Origin of the sequence: Paenibacillus sp. FSL W8-0426, from assembly GCF_037969725.1 — a bacterium.
In the GTDB taxonomy this organism is placed as follows: domain Bacteria; phylum Bacillota; class Bacilli; order Paenibacillales; family Paenibacillaceae; genus Paenibacillus; species Paenibacillus hubeiensis.
The window spans coordinates 1,504,474-1,526,545 of the sequence record NZ_CP150203.1; the positions used below are offsets into that span (position 1 = coordinate 1,504,474).

At 55.1% G+C, this 22,072-nt stretch carries 20 protein-coding genes and 1 riboswitch; of the genes, 15 read left to right on the plus strand and 5 right to left on the minus strand.

Annotated features, from left to right (window positions below; genetic code table 11):
- Positions 1 to 6: 6 nt before the first annotated feature.
- Positions 7 to 588, plus strand: a complete 582-nt coding sequence (clpP, locus tag MKY59_RS06820) for an ATP-dependent Clp endopeptidase proteolytic subunit ClpP (protein ID WP_236415048.1) — start codon at positions 7 to 9, stop codon at positions 586 to 588.
- A 100-nt stretch (positions 589 to 688) separates the two neighbouring features.
- Here clpP and MKY59_RS06825 read toward each other — a convergent pair whose 3' ends face one another.
- Positions 689 to 2,110 (minus strand): PLP-dependent aminotransferase family protein, encoded by a 1,422-nt coding sequence (locus tag MKY59_RS06825; RefSeq protein WP_339276702.1) that lies wholly within the window; start codon positions 2,108 to 2,110, stop codon positions 689 to 691.
- A 120-nt stretch (positions 2,111 to 2,230) separates the two neighbouring features.
- On the opposite strand from MKY59_RS06825, the gene MKY59_RS06830 reads away from it, so the two are divergent.
- Positions 2,231 to 3,163: an EamA family transporter gene (locus tag MKY59_RS06830; protein WP_339276704.1), complete on the plus strand. Its 933-nt coding sequence runs from the start codon at positions 2,231 to 2,233 to the stop codon at positions 3,161 to 3,163.
- A gap of 99 nt (positions 3,164 to 3,262) precedes the next feature.
- On the opposite strand, the gene MKY59_RS06835 is transcribed toward MKY59_RS06830, so the two are convergent.
- The 3 genes from MKY59_RS06835 to MKY59_RS06845 form a co-directional block, all read right to left on the minus strand.
- Positions 3,263 to 3,598: a DUF3139 domain-containing protein gene (locus MKY59_RS06835; protein ID WP_339276705.1), complete on the minus strand. Its 336-nt coding sequence runs from the start codon at positions 3,596 to 3,598 to the stop codon at positions 3,263 to 3,265.
- Positions 3,599 to 3,893: 295 nt separating this feature from the next.
- Positions 3,894 to 4,697, minus strand: a complete 804-nt coding sequence (locus tag MKY59_RS06840; protein WP_339276706.1) for a Cof-type HAD-IIB family hydrolase — start codon at positions 4,695 to 4,697, stop codon at positions 3,894 to 3,896.
- Between the two features lie 88 nt (positions 4,698 to 4,785).
- Entirely contained in the window at positions 4,786 to 5,787 is a 1,002-nt protein-coding gene (locus MKY59_RS06845) for a lipoate--protein ligase (RefSeq protein ID WP_339276707.1), read from the minus strand.
- Positions 5,788 to 6,140: 353 nt separating this feature from the next.
- Between MKY59_RS06845 and cobD the strand changes: the two genes are divergently transcribed.
- The 11 genes from cobD to MKY59_RS06900 all read left to right on the plus strand — a co-directional run bounded on the left by cobD (position 6,141) and on the right by MKY59_RS06900 (position 17,382).
- On the plus strand, positions 6,141 to 7,325 hold the full coding sequence (gene cobD, locus MKY59_RS06850) for a threonine-phosphate decarboxylase CobD (protein ID WP_339276708.1): 1,185 nt from the start codon (positions 6,141 to 6,143) through the stop codon (positions 7,323 to 7,325).
- The gene (locus MKY59_RS06855; protein WP_339276710.1) at positions 7,322 to 8,122 is read left to right on the plus strand and encodes an adenosylcobinamide amidohydrolase; all 801 of its coding nucleotides are present in this window, start codon (positions 7,322 to 7,324) and stop codon (positions 8,120 to 8,122) included. Before cobD ends, MKY59_RS06855 begins: the two co-directional genes overlap by 4 nt.
- 41 nt (positions 8,123 to 8,163) lie before the next feature.
- Positions 8,164 to 9,144, plus strand: a complete 981-nt coding sequence (cbiB, locus tag MKY59_RS06860) for an adenosylcobinamide-phosphate synthase CbiB (protein WP_339278345.1) — start codon at positions 8,164 to 8,166, stop codon at positions 9,142 to 9,144.
- On the plus strand, positions 9,135 to 9,827 hold the full coding sequence (locus MKY59_RS06865) for a histidine phosphatase family protein (RefSeq protein WP_339276712.1): 693 nt from the start codon (positions 9,135 to 9,137) through the stop codon (positions 9,825 to 9,827). The genes cbiB and MKY59_RS06865 overlap by 10 nt, the downstream gene beginning before the upstream one ends.
- A 136-nt stretch (positions 9,828 to 9,963) precedes the next feature.
- A riboswitch (cobalamin riboswitch) is annotated at positions 9,964 to 10,120 on the plus strand.
- A 213-nt stretch (positions 10,121 to 10,333) separates the two neighbouring features.
- On the plus strand, positions 10,334 to 11,332 hold the full coding sequence (locus MKY59_RS06870) for an ABC transporter substrate-binding protein (protein ID WP_339276713.1): 999 nt from the start codon (positions 10,334 to 10,336) through the stop codon (positions 11,330 to 11,332).
- Positions 11,329 to 12,375: an iron chelate uptake ABC transporter family permease subunit gene (locus MKY59_RS06875; RefSeq protein WP_339276715.1), complete on the plus strand. Its 1,047-nt coding sequence runs from the start codon at positions 11,329 to 11,331 to the stop codon at positions 12,373 to 12,375. The genes MKY59_RS06870 and MKY59_RS06875 overlap by 4 nt, the downstream gene beginning before the upstream one ends.
- Complete coding sequence (locus tag MKY59_RS06880; RefSeq protein ID WP_339276717.1) at positions 12,372 to 13,169, plus strand: ABC transporter ATP-binding protein; 798 nt, start codon at positions 12,372 to 12,374, stop codon at positions 13,167 to 13,169. Before MKY59_RS06875 ends, MKY59_RS06880 begins: the two co-directional genes overlap by 4 nt.
- A 66-nt stretch (positions 13,170 to 13,235) precedes the next feature.
- Positions 13,236 to 14,321, plus strand: coding sequence for a nicotinate-nucleotide--dimethylbenzimidazole phosphoribosyltransferase (gene cobT, locus MKY59_RS06885; protein WP_339276719.1), 1,086 nt, complete (start codon positions 13,236 to 13,238; stop codon positions 14,319 to 14,321).
- A complete protein-coding gene (cobU, locus tag MKY59_RS06890; RefSeq protein WP_339276721.1) occupies positions 14,318 to 14,878 on the plus strand; it encodes a bifunctional adenosylcobinamide kinase/adenosylcobinamide-phosphate guanylyltransferase in 561 nt (186 codons plus the stop codon). The genes cobT and cobU overlap by 4 nt, the downstream gene beginning before the upstream one ends.
- On the plus strand, positions 14,875 to 15,774 hold the full coding sequence (cobS, locus tag MKY59_RS06895) for an adenosylcobinamide-GDP ribazoletransferase (RefSeq protein ID WP_339276723.1): 900 nt from the start codon (positions 14,875 to 14,877) through the stop codon (positions 15,772 to 15,774). Before cobU ends, cobS begins: the two co-directional genes overlap by 4 nt.
- Positions 15,775 to 15,804: 30 nt before the next feature.
- Positions 15,805 to 17,382, plus strand: a complete 1,578-nt coding sequence (locus MKY59_RS06900; RefSeq protein WP_339276725.1) for a cobyric acid synthase — start codon at positions 15,805 to 15,807, stop codon at positions 17,380 to 17,382.
- Positions 17,383 to 17,560: 178 nt separating this feature from the next.
- Here MKY59_RS06900 and MKY59_RS06905 read toward each other — a convergent pair whose 3' ends face one another.
- Complete coding sequence (locus tag MKY59_RS06905) at positions 17,561 to 19,261, minus strand: methyl-accepting chemotaxis protein (protein ID WP_339276727.1); 1,701 nt, start codon at positions 19,259 to 19,261, stop codon at positions 17,561 to 17,563.
- Between the two features lie 336 nt (positions 19,262 to 19,597).
- Between MKY59_RS06905 and MKY59_RS06910 the strand changes: the two genes are divergently transcribed.
- Together MKY59_RS06910 and MKY59_RS06915 are read left to right on the plus strand one after the other, a co-directional pair.
- Positions 19,598 to 20,995: an L-cystine transporter gene (locus MKY59_RS06910; protein WP_339276729.1), complete on the plus strand. Its 1,398-nt coding sequence runs from the start codon at positions 19,598 to 19,600 to the stop codon at positions 20,993 to 20,995.
- Between the two features lie 284 nt (positions 20,996 to 21,279).
- The gene (locus tag MKY59_RS06915; protein ID WP_339276731.1) at positions 21,280 to 22,008 is read left to right on the plus strand and encodes a queuosine precursor transporter; all 729 of its coding nucleotides are present in this window, start codon (positions 21,280 to 21,282) and stop codon (positions 22,006 to 22,008) included.
- Positions 22,009 to 22,072: the final 64 nt, after the last annotated feature.

Here is a 22,072-nt window from a genome sequence, read left to right on the forward strand (position 1 = left end):
ACAAGCATGAACGTAGTACCATACGTAGTGGAGCAGACAGCCCGCGGAGAGCGGAGCTATGATATTTACTCCCGATTGTTGAAAGATCGCATTATTATGGTGTCCGGGGAAATCGAGGACCAGATGGCGAATGCCATCGTGGCACAGCTGTTGTTTCTGACCGCAGAGGATCCCGACAAAGATATCCAAATGTACATCAACAGTCCGGGAGGCTCGGTTACAGCCGGGTTCTCGATTTATGATACGATGCAGTTTGTGAAACCCGATATTTCCACGATCTGCACAGGCATGGCGGCCAGCTTTGGCACGATATTGCTCGTCGGAGGCACCAAAGGCAAACGGATGGCACTGCCGAACAGCGAGATCATGATCCACCAGCCGCATGGCGGCACGCGGGGCCAGGCGTCGGATATGCTGATTCATGCGAACCGGATCATCCAGCACCGCCAGCGTTTGAACCAACTGCTGGCAGATCGCACGGGCCAGCCGCTGGATCGCATCGAGAAGGATTCGGACCGGGACTACTTCCTGACTTCGGCGGAAGCGGTGGAGTATGGATTGATTGACAAGGTGATTTCCGGAACCTGATCAAGGAACGGAGACGCTTCAACCATAACAATAACCCGAGGGGTCGCGATAACCGGACCATTCGGGTTATTCGTTTATCGTGCAGAGCAAGCAGGACGTTTCATGCTTTCCGGGCAATCTCGATGAGCCGACCCATGCCTTCGCGGATTTGCTGTTCGTGCGCGTAGGAGAAGGAGAGCCGCAGCTTGCGGCTTGCGCTTGCGTCAGAAGGGTCGAACACCGTGCCTGGCACGAATGCCACCGAATGCTCCATGCATCGGTGCAGCAAACGGCCCGTATCGATGCCTTCCGGCAGCTCTGCCCAAATATTAAGCCCGCCTTCCGGTTTGGTCCAGACCCAATCCGTTTCCAGCAGGCATTGCTCCATCACTTCCATGCGCAACTGGATCGCGGTCCGCAGCTTGGAGAGATGCTGGTGCATGCGCGGCGATTGGAAATAGCGGAGAAACAGCTTCTGGTTGAGCAGCGGGGAGCCGTTATCCGCCAGCGTTTTGATGGCCAGCAGCCCGGGCATGAAGCGCGGCCGGCACATGATGGCCGCGATGCGCAGGCCCGGTACGACATATTTGCTGTAGCTGCGAATGTACAGCGTATGTCCGGTCGTATCGTAGGTGAAAATGGGCGGCGGCGGTTTTTCGCCGAAATAGATGTCGTAGGTGCTGTCGTCCTCCAACAGGAAACAGCCGTACTGTTCTGCCAATTCCGGCAGCTGTTTGCGCTGCTCGGCCCCGATGTTCAATCCCGTCGGATTCTGGAACGTCGGCGTCAGGTAGAACAGCCGGGGTTTCTCTTGGCGCATCAGCCGTTCGATCTGTTCCATGTCATAACCCTCGTCATGCATGTCCGCAAAAACCAGTCGCGCCCCTTGCTTGCGAAAAATTTCCATGGCGGGGCCGTAGGTCGGCCGTTCCACCATGACACGGTCGCCGGGCCGGATGAGGCTGCGCGCAATCAGGTCGATGGCTTGCTGCGCGCCTGTCGCAATCAGCACTTCATCCGCCGAGACAAAGAATCGTTCCTTTGCCGTCAAATGGGCGGCGAGCGCGCTTCGCAGCTCCAGATCGCCCTGAATGGTCGAGTAGGTTCCGAGCAGCCGCGGATATTGGTCCAGCAGCTCCCGCATCAGCTCTCCCCAGTAAAGATTGGGGAGAAGGGCCGGATCGATCAGCGATTTGGAAAACTGGAAGTCTGCTTCAAGCGACTGTACCCGCGCGAGCGAATCCCAATGCAGCCACGCCGAAACGGCAGGGTCATCCGCCTGGTCGGTCACCGGAGCGGGATCGGCCGGGCTGACAAAATAACCCGCTTTGTCTTTGACATATACATGTCCGCGCTCCTTTAGCTCCTGATAGGCTTTGAACACGGTCAGCCGGTGAACGCCGAGCTGTTCGGACAAGCTGCGTACGGAAGGCATCTTTTCATGTTCGGCCCATTCACCGGCTTCGATGCGAACAACAAGATAATGCACGACTTGCTCATACAGTTTCAGACTGTTATCAGACATCAAAATGGCTTTGCTCAACCCGCCCACGCTCCTTTTGCAGTCCATTGTAACACCAAACGGCAGATCACTGTTCTGTTTTCTTCATTCTGTTCTGTTGACGGTAAGGTATGATGGTGAACAGTTGAAGGAGGGGCTGGCATGGTAGCGGCAGCATTTGCGATAATGTGTTTGATTTTCGGTACGACGTTTTTGGCGATCAAAATTGGCGTGGAGGCAGGGCTTCCGCCTTTTCTGTCCGCAGGACTGCGGTTTGTGGCCGCCGGAGCGCTGATGTTTGCATGGATGTGGATGAAAGGACGCGTGAAGCTCTCCCTGTTGTGGCGGAAAGAAATGCTGTTAACAGGCATGGGATTGACCTTCGGCACATTTGCGACGCTGTATTGGGCTGAACAATATGTCAGTTCCGGCGTGGGGGCCATTTTGTCGGCGACGGGGCCGCTCATGATCATGATTATGCAAACCGCGCTGTTACGGCAAAAAACATCGCTTCGCATCGTGGCGGGGTACTTAGTCGGCTTTGGCGGGGTGGTGCTGGTCGTTCTGCCAGGCATATCGTTCGGGGGAGGTGCATTGTGGCTCTTGGGCTGCATTGCCGTTTTGGTGGGAGAATTATGTTATTCGGCAGGGGCGTTATATTCGAAAAAGGTCATTAACCAGTTCAGCGACAGCGATCCGGTGGCCATCAATGCCGTGCAAATGATGTACGGGGGCGTGCTGCTTTTGGGACTCTCGGCTGTAACCGAGCCTTGGAAGATGAGCATAAGCACCTTGGATTGGCAGCCTGCCATCCTGTCCCTGTTATATTTAACGGTGATCGGTTCAATGGTGGGGCACAGTCTGTTCTATTGGATCATGTCGCGCACCAATCCGCTGTTCCCGGCGACCTGGCTGTATATCTCCCCGCCGATCGCCGTTGTTCTGGGGGCTGTGCTCTATAACGAGCATGTCAGCTGGATGACGTGGACGGGCGTCGTGCTGATCGTTTCCGGCCTGCTTGCCATGAACGACAAGGTCATATCCGCATTGCGAGCAGGGATTCAAAAAGTACAATTCAAAGCACGGGTTGGATGATAGCAAAACCCTTATAAGCTATTGTCCGCGTAGAAAAGCCCTCTCCTATTTGTTCACAAAGATAGGAGAGGGCTTCTGCGTTTCCGGTGGAGCGCTTGACTAAGGTTGAACAGGTTCAAGGTGTTTATATGAATAATCGGGATTTACCCCATTTACGGGTGCGCTATTATATTGAAATATAGCACCATTCTCTTTTTTATAGAAATATCTTGCGTTTGGTTCATCTTTGAATATGACCTCGGTGTTAACGAGCGGCGCTTTGCCGAAATGGGTGTCAATGGCTAGAATGTCTGCCTTGCTGTATCCCTTGACGTCAACGAGATAGGCTTGTACTTCTGCTTCCCTACTTCTTTGAATATTCCATAAAAATGCAAATATTCCAATAATCAAAGCAAACAACAGGAAGATAACTAATTTTCCTTTGCTGATTTTCATGACTCTATCACCTCTATGGATAAATCATACATGTTCAATCGGCACAGGAAAAGAACTTCTATGGGGCGGTACAAGCGTAGATCCCCTTACCTATATCCGGCCTTCCGAAATTTTGAATTCCAGTCAGGTCATTACGACCGCTGTGTTTTATCGATAAGACCCGAAAAGATCTGTTCAAAGGGGAAACAGCCTGATGCGCGCTGCGCATTTCAGGCTGTTTTTGTTGGATAAAGTAAATGGCCCCGATTGCTGTAGACAATCGGGGCCATGAAAGGGAAGATGTTCTGCCGGGCGATTATTCCGCGTTCAGCACAAACTTCTCGATAACGTGTTTTACGCCGTCTTCGTTGTTGCTCAGCGTGATGTAATCGGCCAGTTCTTTCAGTGCAGGAATCGCATTGCCCATGGCCACGCCTAATCCGGCAACTTCCAACATTTCATGGTCGTTCCACGAGTCGCCGATGGCGATGCACTCGCTGAGCTCGTGGCCGAAATGCTCGGCCAGGAAGGTCAAGGCATGTCCTTTGGTTCCTTCGCGGTGCATGATTTCCAGGAAGTACGGTTTGGATTTGGTGATGTGCACCTCAGGTCCGAGCAGTTCGCGCAGATCTACGGCCACTTTATCCAAGTAATCCGGCTCGTCGATGATCAACAGCTTCGGCGTTTTCTGCTCGATCACTTTAATGAAGTCCGGTTCAATGTGGTACTGCGTGCCATTCAGTTTGGCATAATCGCGCAGCTTGTCGTTTTCTTCGCGGGCATACAGCTTGTCGTCGATGTACGTTTGCAGGTGCAGATTATGCTCCAGGCAGTAGTCGAACAGCTTGCGGGAAGCGTCTTGCGGAACATAGCGCTCATAGAGCACATGCTCATCCAGCAGGTTTTTGACCAGGGCGCCTTGATACGTGATGATCGGCACGTTCAGCTTCGTTTGGCGTGCCAACGCTTGAGCGGAGGCGTAAGCGCGGCCGGTGGCCAGCGTAACCACCACGCCGTGAGCAACGGCTTGCTCCAATGCGGTTTGCGTGGCAGGGGTCACTTCTTTGTCGTCGTTGATCAGGGTGTCATCGATGTCGATGGCGATCAGTTTGTAAGTCATCCGGTTTCTCTCCTTTTTATCTGTGCATGATGAGGTGAATCGAATCTGACAGTATCGCTTTTATTTTGCAGGGCGATGCATCATTGTTCTACTCTTCCAGGAAAATCAGGCCGATGAAATCTTCCAGCTCCAGGTTGCCGAAGTAATGCTTGACGTCGAGGTCCTTGATAGCTTCCCGCACGTCGCTTTCCTCGTAACGCTTGCCGCGCAGCATGTCCTCAATGTCCGCCACGTCGCCTACGCCGAAGAAATCGCCGAAGATTTTAATGTCTTCGATGCGTCCGTCCTTGATGTTCATGCGCAGATCGATGATGCCGACAGGGAATTTGCGGGAATGCTTCACATTGCTTTCCGGCGACTGGCCGTAGTTCCAGTCCCAGTTTTTGTAGCGCTCGGCAGAGATTTCGTTGATTTTCTCCCAGTCCTTCTCGGTCAAATGGTATTGCGGAACTTCGTTAGGCTCCATACCGAAAATGTGGCGCAGCAATTCGCCGCGGAACGCTTCGATCGTCATGTCGCTGCTCATCAACTCGCGAATGTTGGCGACGCGGCTGCGGACCGACTTGGTGCTTTTGGATTTGAACTTCTCGGGATTGACGTTCAGGGAAGCCTGTACGTGGTCCAGGTTCAAGTCGAACATCAGCGTGCCGTGACTGAACATGCGGCCGCGGGTGGAGAACTGAGCATTGCCCGAAATTTTGCGTTCGCCCACCTGCAGGTCGTTCCGTCCGGTCAATTCGGCGTTGACGCCAAGTTCATGGAGCGCTTCGACGACAGGCTGGGTGAATTTGCGGAAATTGTGGAAGGACTGGCCGTCATCCTTCGTGATGAAGCTGAAGTTGAGATTGCCGAGATCGTGGTAAACGGCGCCGCCGCCCGACAGACGTCTCACGACTTGAACGTTGTTATCCTGAACGTACTCGATGTTGATTTCCTCAATCGTGTTCTGGTGTTTTCCGATGATGATGGAAGGGCGGTTGATGTAGAACAGCAAATAACTGTCGTCCATCGGCAGATGCTTCAGGATGTATTCCTCGATGGCGAGGTTTACCGAAGGATCCGTGATGCCCTGGTTGTCGACAAACAGCATGGTCATTCCTCCATTAATGTATGTGAGGGAGAAGTCTCCCTTATGTAGTGATTCTCGCGGAACCGAAGCTCCTCTACTATCATATCAGAAAGTATCGTAAACCGCGCATGGCTTTCAGAAATTACCGGAAAACTTCTCTTGAACAGCCGTTGCGATAAGAATCGCCATACGCTTAACGTCTCCATCGGTTCGATGCGAAAAAGAAAACGACCGGCGATATCATATTTTGTTATTTTACACCGAATCATGTAAAAACACGCAAAGAAGCAGGCTCAGATCGGACAATTCGGCGTTGACCACACCTTGCCCGGACGCCATAATAAACAGGATACATAGAAAGGATGACGGACAGAATGACCGATATCATTGAAGTTTTCGGACATGGCGGGGACGTGGAGACGGCCGCATCCCGTTTCGGGGGAGATCCCGCCGATTTTCTCGATTTTAGCGCAAACATCAATCCCCTGGGTCCGCCGCCGGAAGTGCTGCGTGCATTGGAACAGGGTTTGAATGCGGTGCTGCGCTATCCCGATCCGGGACATCGCGCGTTGAAATCCGCTTTGGGCAGCAGGCTGGGAGTCGCTCCGGATTGTATATCCGTAGGCAACGGCGCGGCGGAGAACATGGCCTTATTGCTGCTTGGACTGGCTCCCCGCAGGGTGGGAACCGTGGAACCGGGCTTTTCGGAGTATGCCGCTCTATCCCGGCAATTCGGAGCAGAAGTGATCAGCGTTCGTGGACGGCAAGAGCTGGATTGGCGGGCCGAGACGGAGGACATCGAACGATTGCTGGAACAGGTGGACATGCTCTTCCTGGGCCAGCCGAATAACCCGAACGGCGTGCAGTATCCGGTAGCCGTACTGGAACGTTTGGCTCTCAAGGCTGGGCAAACGGGTGCGATGCTCGTCGTGGACGAAGCCTTCATGGACTTTATTCCGGCGGAGAAGCGTCACTCGCTTGCGGCAAGGCTGCATGAATTTCCGCAGGTTGTCATCATCCGCTCCATGACCAAGTTCTATGCGATACCCGGACTGCGTCTGGGTTACGCCTTGGGACGGCCTGAACTGATCGAGGCAATGACAGCCAAGCAGGTGACGTGGAGCGTCAACGGCCTTGCGATGATTGCCGGGGAAGCCTGCCTGCGCAGCGGAGAGTCGTTCGAACGGGAAACGTTGCGGCAGATTGCGCTGGAACGCAGGCGGCTAAGTGATGCTTTGCAAGGATACGGCTGTGAGGTAACGCCTGGAGAGGCCAACTTCCTGCTCGTTCGTTTGCCCGACCCGTGGACTGCTGCCACCATGCAGGCGGCGCTTGGCGGGCAGGGCATCCTCATCCGCAGCTGTGCGATGTATCCGGGTCTTACGGAGCGTCATGTCCGCATTGCGGTTAAAGACGAGCCGTCCAACAAACGGTTGATCGAAGCGCTGGGCTGTGTAATAACCGCCCAAACTTCGAAAACGGAGGAACCGGTCGGGACGGATGAGCAGATCGAAGCTGTACCCGACCCGGTTCAAAAATCGGGGGGTGGCGTCCAATGACATTGCCGTTTCGCGACGTGGAGGGCAACCTTGCCGCGGCGGGGACCGCTTATACTTCTGTGACTTGGCCGGGCCTCCGCGTTACGATTCATGAGCGTCATGTCAAAGCGTCCGTGCCTTCTCCCGTGCCGGCCCTGTCCAGCGCGATCGTTGGCGGAGGCATGACGGAGCTGGACCGCGTGTTCAACATTTACGTCGACAAGCACTACCGCTGTGATGATCCTCTGAGGGACATCGAACGGCTGCTGGCCGAATGGCAGGAGCCGCGTGATCTGTGTTCCGGTTTGCTGACAGCGGTCAAGCTGCAGCATACGTCCATTCAGGAATGGGACGGATCGGATTTCGGACTGCTGTGCTGCACAACCGCAGGTGTGTCCAATGCTGCCCGTGCCGGTTCGGACCGGCTCGTCTTTGATGCGTGCGGTAACGAAGCGGAGGAGAATTCGATCCGGGACGCCGTTTATGTGCCGGGCACCATCAACATCATGTTGTGGGTGAACGGGCGCATGACGCCGGGAGCAATGGTCAATGCCGTACAGACTGCTGTGGAAGCAAAAGCCGCGGCGCTGGCCGATTGCGGCGTGCGTGACGCCGACAACGGACTGTCGGCGACGGGGACAACGACGGATGCCATCGTGCTCGCCGTCCGGCAGGATCATGCAGACAAACCTTTGGTCCAATACGCGGGTACGGCAACGGTCATGGGCGCAGCCATCGGCAGACTGGTGTATGACACTGTGAAAGAGAGCCTTGAGGCAGGGCAATGGGTACGGCGGCAGGAGGGGGAACCGCGATGACAAACATATTCGCGTTCGCTTCTTGGCCGATATGGACCGCCATGACGGGTGCCTGGGTGCTGCTGGCGGCATACATCGTCGATCGCTGCATCGGTGATCCTCGCTGGATTCCCCATCCGGTCATCGGCATGGGCAAAGGCATTACGGCTTTAGAACGATGGATCCGTGCTAAGGTTCATTCGGATCAAGGGCTCAAAAAGGCCGGATTATGGTTCCCGATCGTGATTGCCGGCGGCGCTTTTATTTTGACATGGTTGCTGCTCATCGTACTGGGCCTGATCCATCCGCTGCTTGCCGTTTTGGCTGAAATCCTGTTGATAGCGACCACCATTGCCTCCAAAGGATTGAAGGATGCAGGCATGGAGGTTTATCGCCATTTGGCACAAGGCGACCTTCCGGGAGCCAGACGTTCGCTCGGCATGATCGTGGGCAGGGATACCGAGCATCTGGAGGAACCGGAGATCGTGCGCGGGACGGTGGAGACGGTGGCCGAAAACATCGTCGATGCCATCGTCTCCCCGCTGTTCTATGCGCTGCTCGGCGGAGCTCCGCTAGCTATGGCCTACCGTGCGGTCAACACGCTGGATTCGATGGTCGGTTACAAAAACGAGAAGTACCTGCATCTCGGCTGGGCCTCGGCACGTCTTGACGATTGGGCCAACTGGATTCCGGCGCGGATCACGGCCTTATTGCTCATCGCGGGTGCCTGGGTCATGAAGCTGGATGCAAGGCAGTCGGCACGCATGGTCTCCAGGGATGCACGATTGCATCCAAGTCCGAACAGCGGGTTTCCCGAGTCGGCTGTCGCCGGGGCGCTCGGCATTCGGCTTGGCGGGCACAATGTTTACCATGGCGTAGCTTCATTTCGTGCATATATGGGTGAGCCCACTCGTCCAATGGAGGCCGAAGACATCGTGCGCACGTCGCGCTTAATGTTCTGGTCGGCCGGATCGTTCGTACTGCTCTGCATCTTGGTGAATCTTCTGGTTTGGTTCTGCGGAGGCTCGTTGTTATGGACATGATGACAAGACGGGGAGAACCACAAGATGAGCAAGGGACATACGATGGATGGGAAAAAGAATTATGGTTGGTTCGTCATGGCACGACGGCATGGAACACGGAAAAGAGGTACCTTGGGCATACCGATATCGGTTTGCAGCCTGAAGCGGAGCAGGAATTGGCCTCACTGCGCGTGCAGTTGGGCGGCATCGAGTGGAGAGCGGTCCATAGCAGCGATCTGCTTCGCTGCCGTCAGACGCTGGAACGGATCGCGCCCTTGCACGCAGGGCAAGCCCACATGGACTCCCGGCTGAGAGAAATCCATTTTGGCGAATGGGAAGGGCGTACCTATGAGGAACTCAAGCATTTGGCCCGTTACCGGGAATGGATCGATTCACCGCAAACGGTAACTCCGCCCGGCGGGGAATCGTGGTTATCGTTTGCGGCCCGGATTGATGATTTTTTGAATGAAGTAGTATGGACGGAACCTCGGGATGAGAGAACTAGCGATTCAACAACAGCGCAGACGAAAGAACTGGTCATTGCGCATGGCGGGGTCATTCGTTACATGCTGACTCGCCTGCTGCCAGGTCAGTCGTTCTGGGACGTTTCGGTCATTCCGGGGCAAGCGATCCGGCTTCAATTGGAACGTTCGCCTGACGGGTGGAAGGCGATCCGTCTTTCTTTTCCCGAAATCGGGTTGTAAGCACGGTCGATATCACCTATAATCACAACAGAAGTGTGGCTTCGGTACAAGCATCGTTTCAAGAGCTGGCGAAGGCGTTCGGCAGCAGATGCACACCCACTTGAATGGTGATGCAATATCAACGACCATGGGACCCGTTACTCCCGAAAATCACGGCGTCCGTTCGGACGATCCGGAGAGGGCAAACGGGTAAAACAGGGGAAGCCGGTGCAAATCCGGCACGGTCCCGCCACTGTAATCCAGCCGATTCGGCGTGGAAAGTCAGGTTGCCTGCCCAGGGCGTTTAACCATCGGTGTTCCTTCGAGGAAAGGACAGCGTTTCGGGCAATGCTCCATGCATGCGGCCTTGTGCTGTCGTGCGCGGATCGCCATATGCGAGACGTTATCCCTGATCCTGATCGCAAGGATCGGGGATTTTTTTTCAAGAAACGGCCATTCAAGGGACAGACACGGGCGGAAGCACAGTCTTCGATCTACCAAACACAGAAAAAGGGGAGAATCCAATCATGAGATTCACGACATGGAAAGGCATGGCGTCCCTGCTGAGCGCAGCGATGCTGACATTCGCTCTCGCAGGATGCGGAGCGGCAACAACGAACAACGAAGGAGGCGCAGGCACGCAGCAGCCGGCACAGGGGCAATCCCAGGAACAGGCGCAGACGGACCTTAAAACGCAGTATCCGCTCACGGTGACCGATGCAACGGGCGAGTCGTTTACGTTTGAAAAGGCGCCGACAAAGATCGTCTCCGTATCGCCAGCCGAAACGGAATCGCTGTTCGCGCTCGGATTGGACGAGCAGATCGTGGGCGTATCCGATTTCGACGATTATCCGGAAGCAGCGACGACAAAACCGAAGATGGGCGGCGTGTCCAAGCCGAACGAAGAGTCGATCATTGCAGCGGATGCCGATCTCGTGGTAACGGGGATTTCGATGAGCGAGGAAGCCGTGAAAAAGCTGCGCGACTTGGGTATCACCATTTTCAAAACAGACCCGAAATCGGTCGATGACGTAATCAACAACATCGAAACGTTCGGCAAAATTACGGACCGTCAGGCAGAAGCCCAGAAATTGGCCGCACAGATGAAACAAGATGTGGCTGACGTGACGGAAGCGGTCAAATCGGTGAAACCGGAAGACAAGAAAAAAGTGTACGTGGAGTTCTCCCCAGGCTGGACTGTGGGCAAGGGAGAGTTCATGGATGAAATCATCACGCTTTCCGGTGCTACGAACGTCGCTTCCGACATGACAGGCTGGAATGAAATCAACGAAGAAAACATCATCGCCGCCAATCCGGATGTGATTTTGTACGCGGACGACGTGGTGGAAGACTCCAAAACACTGGATCAAATCATCAAGGCCCGCAGCGGTTGGGATCAAATTACAGCCGTCAAAAACGATCAGGTCATCGGTTTGGATGCCAACCTGCTGACTCGTCCAGGTCCTCGCGTGACCCAAGGTTTGAAGGAAGTGGCCAAGGCGGTCTATCCTGACTTGTTCCAATGAGCCGCAAACTTGCAGTGTACGGCACAGCAGGCATGGTGCTGCTTGTCCTGACCGTGCTGATCTGCACCGGCATCGGCTCGGTCTCGCTGCCGATCCGGCATATTGCAGGTATTATTCTGCATCACGTTCCATGGCTGGGTGACCGGATCGTTCCGGATTGGACGACTGCAGCGGAACAGATCATATGGAAGGTACGCCTTCCGAGGGTGCTGCTCGCTGTTCTCGTCGGCGCAGCATTAGCCGTGGCCGGCGCTGGATTTCAGGGCGTACTGCGCAACCCGCTGGCCGACCCGTTCACCCTTGGCGTATCGTCCGGAGCGTCGGTGGGGGCAGCCGTGTTGATCTTTTTCGGCCTGCAATATGCGCTGATCGGCGTCTGGACGCTGCCGTTGGTTGCTTTCGTGACCGGAGTGCTGACATTGTGGTTTGTGCTGGCTTTGGCGCGCGAAGGCCGCAAAATCCCGACGCACAGCCTCATTCTTGCCGGCGTGGTGATGCAGAGTTTCCTGGGAGCGGTCGTATCCTTCCTGTCCACCATGTCCAAACAAACGATTAACGAAATTATATATTGGACGATGGGAAGTCTGGCACTGCGTGGATGGTCGTATACGGCCATCCTTTTCCCATATTTCCTGCTTGGTTTGCTCGTGCTGTGGAGCCAAGCTCGTTCATTGAACATTTTGGCGCTGGGCGAAAGACAGGCTGCCCACATCGGCGTTCGCGTCGACCGATTGAAGCTGACGGTGCTCGGCGTGGGTACGCTGCTGACGGCTGGGGCCGTCTCGGTGTCGGGCGTGATCGGTTTTGTCGGTTTGGTCATTCCGCATATGCTGCGGCTGATCGTCGGCCCGGATTACCGTCTGCTGGTGCCGCTCTCCGCCATAGGCGGTGCGATCTTCATGGTATGGGCCGACACGATTGCCCGTTCCTTGCTGGCACCGACCGAGATTCCCCTCGGCGTCGTCACGGCATTTGTGGGAGCACCGTTCTTCGCCTACCTGCTGCACCGCAACAAAAAGCTGCAAAAGGGGATGATGCCGTGAGCGGGAACCAATCTCTGATCGAAGTGAAGGGCGCAAGCAAAAGCTATGGCTCCCATCATGCCCTGCATGACGTGAACTGGAGCGTCCAGGAAGGGGAATGGTGGGGCGTGGTCGGTCCGAATGGCAGCGGCAAATCCACTCTACTGCAGTTGGTGGCTGGAACCGAACGCGCGAATGCGGGCAGCATCCTGTTGGAAGGGAAAAGCATTGCTTCGTACGGTCGCAAAGAGCTGTCGCGCATGATTGCGGTACTGCAGCAGGACGGGCTGCCCTCGATCTCGTATCCTGTAAGGGATGTGGTGGAGATGGGGAGGTACCCCTACCAGAACTGGATGGGACGCGATTCGGCGGATGGGGAGGCCATCGTGGAACGCGTGCTTGCTGAGCTGGAGCTGACGGAACTGGCGGATCGTCCGCTGAACGCACTCAGCGGGGGACAGCGGCAGCGGGTAGCGCTGGCCAAAGTGATGGCACAGGAACCGCGGCTGCTGCTGCTGGACGAACCGACGACATTTCTGGATATCCAGTACCAGCTGCAATTCATGGAATTGCTGTCTGCATGGCGTAAACGGAATCGCATTACCATCGTGGCCGTGCTGCATGATTTGAATCTGGCGGCACAGTTTTGCGATCATATGCTGGCATTGCGTGATGGAGCATGTGCCGGAGCAGGAACGCCTGAAGCGCTGATGACGGAAGATCACATCCGGAAGCTGTTTAGGGTCGATCCGGCGATGGTCCGGCATCCTGACAGCGGTCTGCCTCAATTGCTGCTGCGTCGTAAACCAGAGTAGCATCATTGCAATTATAGTCGGGCTGTCATGGTCCTAATTCTAGTATAGAAGGAAGTGCTGGATGGAATGGAAAACGAACAGCTGCTGATGCAGCTCATCAATAACATCAAAGGGATTGACGCTCAAGCGGCCGCAAAAGCATCAGCTCATGTGGATATGCTGACGAAGCCGCCGGGAAGCTTGGGCAAACTGGAGGAACTGGTCATTCGGCTCGCTGGCATGACAGGTGAGGTGCGCCCTTCGTTTGAACGCAGATCCGTCATCGTTATGGCTGCCGATCATGGCGTTGTCGAGGAAGGCATCAGTGCGTTTCCGGCAGAGGTGACGCCGCAGATGGTGATGAATTTTTTGGCGGGCGGAGCGGCGGTGAACGTGCTCTCGCGCCATGCCGGTGCGGAAGTCGTGTGCGTTGACATTGGCGTGAATGCAGACCTGAAACATCCGGGTCTCGTTTCGCGGAACATTCGCAAAGGCACGGCCAATATGGCCAAAGGGGCAGCGATGACCCGCGAACAGGCCATTCAGGCCATCATCACGGGCGTGGACGTGGTCCATGCGGAGGTTGAAAAAGGCTCGCGTCTTTTCGTTACCGGCGAGATGGGCATCGGGAACACAACGGCCAGCGCGGCCGTTGTATGTGCCTTGACCGGCATTGCACCTGCTGCGGCGGTAGGGCGCGGAACGGGCATGGATGATGCGGGCGTACTGCGCAAGGCGGCCGTGGTCGGGCAAGCGCTGAGCGTGAATGCGCCGAACGGCGACGATCCGCTCGACGTGCTCTCCAAAGTAGGCGGTTTGGAAATCGCCGGACTTGTCGGCGTGATTCTTGCGGCAGCCGCCCATGGCTGTCCGGTCGTCGTGGATGGCTTCATTTCTACGGCAGCCGCGCTGATCGCAAGCCGGTTGGCTCCGCTGAGCAAGGAGTACATGATCGCCTCCCATACATCCCACGAGAACGGGCATGCGGCCCTGCTGCGCGAATTGGATCTGAAGCCGATGCTGGACCTGGACATGCGGCTCGGCGAAGGCACCGGCGGCGTGCTCAGCCTGCACCTGATCGATGCGGCGTGCCGTATCCTTAATGAGATGGCTACCTTTTCAAGCGCAGGCGTCTCGGACGGATCTTCAGCTCAAGGAGAGGGAACACGATGAGCGTTCTTGTGACAGGCGGCGCGAGAAGTGGCAAAAGCTCGTTTGCGGAGCGTCTCGTCATGCACCGCTCTTCGGAAGCTTGGTATGTCGCCACGGCTCAAGCCTATGATGACGAGATGCGGGAACGCATCCGCATGCATCAGAAGCAACGCGAGGCTGCCGGGTATTTATGGCATACGGTGGAGGCGCCTCTGGATTTGCCCGAATGGATCTCTCAGATGGGCCAGTCCCGTGCAGGTACTTCCGCGCCAACCGTGTTGGTGGATTGCCTGACGTTGTGGCTTTCGAATGAATTGCTCGCGCATGAGCATGATCCTGAATCAGTACTGCAAGCACGAATGGATGCCCTGGTAGAGGCGATTCGCGCGTATCCCGGCTTGCTTGTGCTGGTAACCAACGAAGTCGGCGACGGCATCGTGCCGGAGTATCCATTGGGACGAAGATACCGGGATCTGGCGGGCATATTGAATCAGCGGGTTGCCGCAATTTGCCGCGAGGTGTTCCTGGTTACCGTAGGTATTGCCGTTGAGTTGAAAAGCAGGGAGTACCGCTTATGAGCAAAGGCAGCAGCGCCAATCCATATGGCAAAAAACAGGCGGCCGCCGCCGCTTTTCAGTTTCTGTCCCGTTTTCCAGTCCGGATGCAGCTTGATTTTGCTCCTCCTTTGTTAAGGGAAAGCGTGGTGTATTACCCGCTCGTCGGGGCGGCGATCGGCCTTGCCGTCTGGCTTGGCGGAGCCTTGTTCGGCACAGTGCTGCCGGCCCTGCCCGCCGCTGTGCTGACCTTGACGCTGTGGGTGTGGCTCACTGGCGGATTGCATCTGGACGGCTGGATGGATACGGCGGACGGGCTGCTCAGTTATCGCAGCCGCGAACGCATGCTGGAGATCATGAAGGACAGCCGCGTCGGTGCCATGGGCGTCATTGCCTGCGTGCTGCTGTTGATGATGAAAGCGGCGCTGCTGGCCGATTTCATTGCCCAAGGCCGCTGGGCATACGTGCCGCTATTGATTTTGCCCATGATTTGGAGCCGTTGGTTCATGGTATGTGCGATATCGGGCTGGCCGAATGCCCGTGCTGATGACGGCTTGGCCGCATTGTTTGCCGGCTTGGGCGAACGGAGAGAACTTCGGCGGGCAACGGCGCGTGCTGCTTGGCTAACCGTTGTGGCAGGTTTAATTGCGCTTGTCGCCGCGTGGTATACTCAGCCTCATCATGGCCTGATCGGTGGCGGCATGTCGGGACATTCGTGGTGGCTTTATCCGGTGCTCGCCGTCATGCTGTTGCCGCTGGCGTGTCATTTGCTCGGAAGATGGGTTGCCGGGCGGATCAGCGATCGGTTGGGCGGTTTGACCGGGGATACGTACGGAGCAATGAACGAATTGCTGGAGACGGCGCTGTTGATTGGGTTAAGCCTGCTGCAGGGCTTGTTCTGGGCTTCGTTTGCAAACTGATTGATCATGATGAAAGCCGGGGTGGGAAAGATGGTAGAAAAAGAGGTACATACAGCGCCGGTCATCATGCTGCAGGGAACGGCCTCGGATGTGGGCAAAAGCGTCATTACGACGGCATTGTGCCGCATTTTCAAGCAGGACGGTTTCCGTCCGGCACCGTTCAAGTCGCAGAATATGGCGCTGAACTCTTATGTCACGCACGACGGCAAAGAGATCGGGCGGGCGCAGGGCGCGCAGGCCGAGGCTTGCGGAATCGAAGCTACAACCGACATGAATCCGATTCTGATCAAGCCGGTTCGGGATATGCATTCCCAGATCGTGGTTCATGGCGTGCCTTTTGCGCAGATGAGCGCTTCGGATTATCGGCAGCACTTTTTGCCGGAAGCCAAGCGGACGGTGCTGGAGGCACTTGATCGCCTGCGGTCGGTTTACGACATTGTCGTGATGGAAGGCGCAGGCAGCCCGGCGGAAATCAACCTGAAGGACCGGGATATCGTCAACATGAATCTGGCAGGTTGGGCGGATGCCCCGGTCATCCTGATTTCGGATATCGACCGCGGCGGCGTGTTTGCTTCGATCGTGGGCACGCTGGAATTGCTCGAGCCTCACGAAGTTCAGCGCATCAAAGGCTTTATCATCAACAAGTTCCGCGGCGATTTGTCCCTGCTGCAGCCGGGACTGGACTGGCTGGAAGAGCGGACAGGCATTCCGGTGCTCGGCGTGCTGCCTTACGTCAGGGACATTCAGATCGAGGCCGAGGATTCGGTGGTGCTCGATTCGCTGCGCCACGGCAAATCGGAGCACAAGGAACTGGATCTTGCAGTGATCCGTTATCCGCGCATTTCCAACTTTACCGATTTTGATGCCTTGTCGAAAGAGCCGGACGTCAATGTCAGGTTCGTGACTTCTCCGGAGGAACTTGGACAGCCTGACGCGATCTTGTTGCCAGGCACCAAAGACACGATTGGCGATCTGGAGTTTTTGCGCGAATCGGGTTTGGAGCAAGCCATTGCCCGTCACGTAACGCGCGAGCATGGACAGCTTGTAGGCATATGCGGCGGGTACCAGATGCTGGGTGAGCATCTCAAGGACCCGTTCGCCGTTGAAGCGGGGCAGGTACAGGAAGCAAAGGGACTCGGATGGTTGCCGTTGTCGACCACGTTCCTCCAGCGGAAACAGACGGTAAGGGCAGCGGGACAGGTGCTGGAACAGCATCCCATTCGGCTTGCGAGCCATGAAAGTACGGATACCGCATTGCCGGTTGAGGGGTATGAGATCCATATGGGTGTCACTGAATGCAACCGGCCTGATCAGGTCACCGCATTGTTTGAAATCCAACATGCCGACGGTCAACCATTCATGGAGGGCTGGGGTACGAAGGACGGCAGAGTGTGGGGAACGTATCTTCACGGCCTGTTCGAGAGCGACCGCTTCCGGCGAGCCTGGCTGAACGGGCTGCGCGAAGCCAAAGGGCTCGAATCGCTGGAGAAGACCTATAGCGCCAGGGAGCAGAAGGAAAAGGAATTCGATCGGGTCGCAGACTCGGTGCGTTCGGCTTTGGACATGAAGCGGGTTTATGAAATCATGGGCATGGGAGAGAAGGCCTGACTGGTTGAAGATCGGTGCATGATCATTTTCTCGCAATCATAACGGCATGAAAAACACCCCCATAGGTGGCGCTGCCTTGTACCGGCAAGCGGCTCCCATGGGGGTGTTTATAGTTGCATATCCGACTATACTGGTTCATATGATTCAGCAATGAACCGACAGGGTGAGTTATAGAGAGTTAGTCGATTTTGAATTTCTTCATGGCAGCCTGCAGTTCGACAGCCTGTTCATGCAGATGACGAACCGTATTGGCATGGGAATCCATCTCGCTGAGCTGGGTTTCCGCCGTGGCAGCAATCTGCTGCATGCTCTGACGGGCCCTGGACGTAATCTGTGCCGTTTCTTCCACGGAGGCGCTGACTTCTTCAGCTCCTGCAGATACCTGTTGGGTAGAGGAAGAAACGTTCTGGATGGTCAGATTGACGTTTTGGATCAATTCGTTCAGTTGTTTGAATGCGGCCCCTGCCTGCTGCACGACTTGCGTTCCCGATCCGACTTCTTCCGTCACGCGATTCATGGCACTCACCGAACGCTCGGCATCTTCCCGAATGGTAGCCAGGTAATCCGAAATTTCCTCCGTGGCTTGTTTCGATTGCTCGGCAAGCTTGCGAACCTCGCCGGCAACGACGGCGAATCCGCGCCCGTGCTCGCCTGCGCGCGCCGCTTCGATGGAAGCGTTGAGGGCCAGCATCTGAATCTGTTTCGTAATGACCGAGATCGAGGTAACGATCGTACCGATTGCGATGGAACGTTCATTCACGGTTTCGACGTAACGAAGCGATTCGGTAGCGGTCTGGCCTACGCGCTCCATTTGCTCGACCGCATCCTGAGCCAGCCGGTTTCCGTTGACGGCTTCGCCGGCCGCATCGCCGATCTGTTCGGAAACCTCGGCAGACGATGATGCGATATACATGATGCCTTGCGTGATTTCTTCCATGGCCCGTGCATTTTCGGAGGCGCTGGAAGCGATGCTCTCACTGCCTTTCTCGGCTTCCACCGCAGAGCGGCTGGAGTTTTTGACCATGCCTGACATGGACTCGACCCGCTGCAGCAGGTCGTTGGAGCCGTCGACGACTTCGGAGGAAGTCGCAAGCGCATGGCTGATCATTTCTTTCAGATTATGGGTCATCACCTGGAAGCTTGCAGCCAATTGGGCAATTTCATCTCTGCCTTTGATGTTGAGCTCTGTCGTAAGATCGCCTTGCGCTACCTGTTTGCTGTGCTGAACGAGCTTGATGATCGGCGTCGTGATTCTTTTGATCAGGCTGCTGGAAATGAGCCATCCCAGAACGATGACAAGTGCAGTAATGCCCAGGCACAGCCAGAAAATTTGGGAGATCTTGCTCTGGATAAACTCGGCATCCATGCTGACGGCCATGACCATATTACCGCCCGAGATCGGAATGAATGCCGCTTTATGTACGCCAAAGGCATCGTTATATACGGAGCTGATGGCAACGTCCTTGTTCTGCACCGCCTCTTCCATGGCATTGACGACGTTGACCGAATCCCCTGTTTTCATACCCGATGCCGTATTGGCGATAACGACCGTTGCCGTGCCATCCTTCAAGGCTACGACGTAGGCCGCGTCCAGATTATGCTCTTTGGCTTTTTGGGTCAGGAATGATTCGACCGTTAACGCTGCGCCGTCCGAGCCCGAGCCCCCGCTTTGGATTTGCGACAGTTTGGAGGCCGACGTGTTTTTATAGATATCATGGACCGACGTATCCAGCACCTTGTCGAACTGAGGCATCACGTAGCTTTGGATAATGTTCATGGAAACAAAATAAAAACTGATGCTGAACAACAAAGAAGCAACCAGCAATACAAGGAACAGGGTACTTCTTATTTTCCCGGCAACGGTGCGATTTCGAAACATAAGATCATCCTTTCACGTCATGTTCTTTGACACAAACGCTTTTCCGTATGGTCAAGACCTTCTTCCTAATAAAAAGAGGCCTAAAGTTTGAGTTGGGACATCATGGGAATAAGCGGATATACCTATATTACATAATTAACCGGAGGTTGAATACAATAATTTTCATCAGCGTTCAACTTTTTTTCAGAAATAACGGGATTAATTACATACATGTTACATTTAAATAATAAAAACCTACCAGAATAGTTTGTTTTGTAGTATGATGGATTACGCCGCTTCATGAAGCTTAGCCGGGTTGCCCGGCAATGAATTATTTTTCAAGGGAGGATTCAAGCAATGAGTACTTTTCAAATCATTCTGAACGTAGCGGTTATGCTCGTTCTTCTGGGCGTCCTGATCTGGATGCAAAAGAAACATATTTCCTTCACCAAGCGGGTCTTTGCGGGACTCGGGCTCGGGGTCGTATTCGGCGTAGCGCTGCAGTTGATCTACCCTTCCGGTTCTGACGTCATCGCCAAATCGGTCGATTGGTTCAATCTGGTCGGCTCGGGTTATGTTCGATTGCTGCAAATGGTCGTTATCCCGCTGATCATGGTGTCGATCATCTCGGCCATCATGAATTTGAAGGGCAAGCAGAATCTGGGCAAAATGAGCTTTTCCATCATCGCGATTCTATTGATCACGACGGCGATCGCGGCCAGCGTCAGCATCGTGACCAGCCTCAGCTTTGATCTGAAGGCGATCGACATTCAGGGCGGCGAGAAAGAGATTGCTCAAGGCCAGAAGATGGAAGAACGACTGGTGGATGTGCAGGACCAGACGATTCCGCAGCAAGTGCTGGAGTTCATTCCGTCCAATCCGTTCGCGGATATGACGGGAGCCCGCCGTTCATCGACGCTGGCTGTCGTCATCTTCTCCGCGTTTATCGGGGTGGCGGTGCTTGGGCTGGATCGCAAAAAACCGGAGCAGGCGGAAACGTTCCGCAGCATGGTCAACGCGGTGTATGCCGTGGTCATGCGGATCGTTACGCTGGTACTCCGATTGACGCCGTACGGCATTTTGGCGTTGATCACAAAGGTGACGGCGACGACGAACCCGGATGAAATTTTGAAGCTGCTCAAGTTCGTCATCGCATCTTACGTGGCGTTGATCGTGATGTTTATCATTCATCTCATCATTATTTCGCTCTTCGGTTTCAACCCTGTCACGTATGTGAAAAAAGTGCTGCCAACGCTTGTATTTGCGTTTACGTCCCGTTCCAGCGCGGCAACGATTCCGCTGAACGTGGAAACTCAAACGAAGAAACTTGGCGTATCGGACGGCATCGCCAACCTGTCGGCGACCTTCGGAGCAACGATCGGACAGAACGGTTGCGCCGGGATCTATCCGGCGATGCTTGCCGTCATGATCGCACCTACGATGAACATTAACCCGATGAGCTGGGATTTCATCCTTACATTGATTCTCGTCGTTGTCATCAGCTCCTTCGGGGTAGCCGGCGTAGGCGGCGGAGCCACCTTCGCTTCCCTGATCGTGCTGTCCACGATGAATCTGCCGGTTGCTCTGGCAGGCCTGCTCATCTCCGTGGAGCCGCTGATCGATATGGGCCGTACGGCGCTGAACGTGAACGATTCGATGACCGCCGGTCTCGTATCCAGCAAAATTCTGAAAGAGAACGATCAGAACACGTACAACGATCGCGGTCAAGATCTGGACACGGCCGTTCAGGCCTAATCCGAATCAACCCGTAAAAAAGGCCTGCATTATCGGCCGTCCATTTTTCAGGTTAAACCGCTTCGCTGCTGTATGAGTGCAAGGTTAACAAGCCGTCTTTCGGGTTCGTCCCGAAGGGCGGCTTTTTTTCGCGAAGGATATTCGGCAGGGAAGGGCTGGATGAATTTAAGCCTGTTCAAAAGCGGGGAAATGTGTTAGAGTAATTCATGTTTTGGCCAAAGGGGCCAGGGCCGCGGTTCGTAACCATCCCGCGTAATCAAAACTAGGAAGGCAGTGTAAATAGTATGTTTAATTTAGGGTGGGGAGCGCTGTTCGTTCTCGTAACTTATGGATTTTTCCTGTTATGTTATCGTTTGTTCGGCAAAAAAGGACTGTATGCCTGGATCGGCGTAGCGACGGTCATTGCCAACATTCAGGTGACGAAGACGATCGATATTATGGGGATTGTGCTGACCCTTGGCAATACGATGTATGTCAGCATGTACCTGACCAGCGACCTGTTGAATGAGAGATATGGTCCGGGCGAGGCGCGTAAAGCGGTGTGGTTCGGATTTTTTACGCTGATCATGACCACGGTGTTGATGCAAATGGTATTGTTCTTTGATCCGGCATCGACGGATTTTGCCCAGCAGCCGATGGAAATCCTGTTCGGATTGCTGCCGCGATTGGCGCTCGGAAGCCTGACGGCCTACTTTATCAGCCAATTTCTGGACGTGCGGCTTTATACCTGGCTGCGCAAGCTGTTTCCCGGACGGAATCAGCTGTGGATTCGCAACAACGGAAGTTCGATCATCAGCTCTTTCGTGGATACGCTGGTGTTCTGCACCATCGCGTTTGCGTTTATCTATACATGGGACGTTTGGATCGAGATTTTCCTGACGACGTATGTCATCAAATTCGTGCTGACTGCCGTGGGGACGCCGTTCCTGTACGCCGCGAGAAATTTCGTGTTCAAGGACGAGCCTGCTGCACCGGTTCAAACACAGGACCTGAACGACACGCGCATGTTCTAAAACATAAAAAGTGCCGCAAGACGAAGAATGCCACGCATTCGTTCGTTTGCGGCACTTTTTCAAT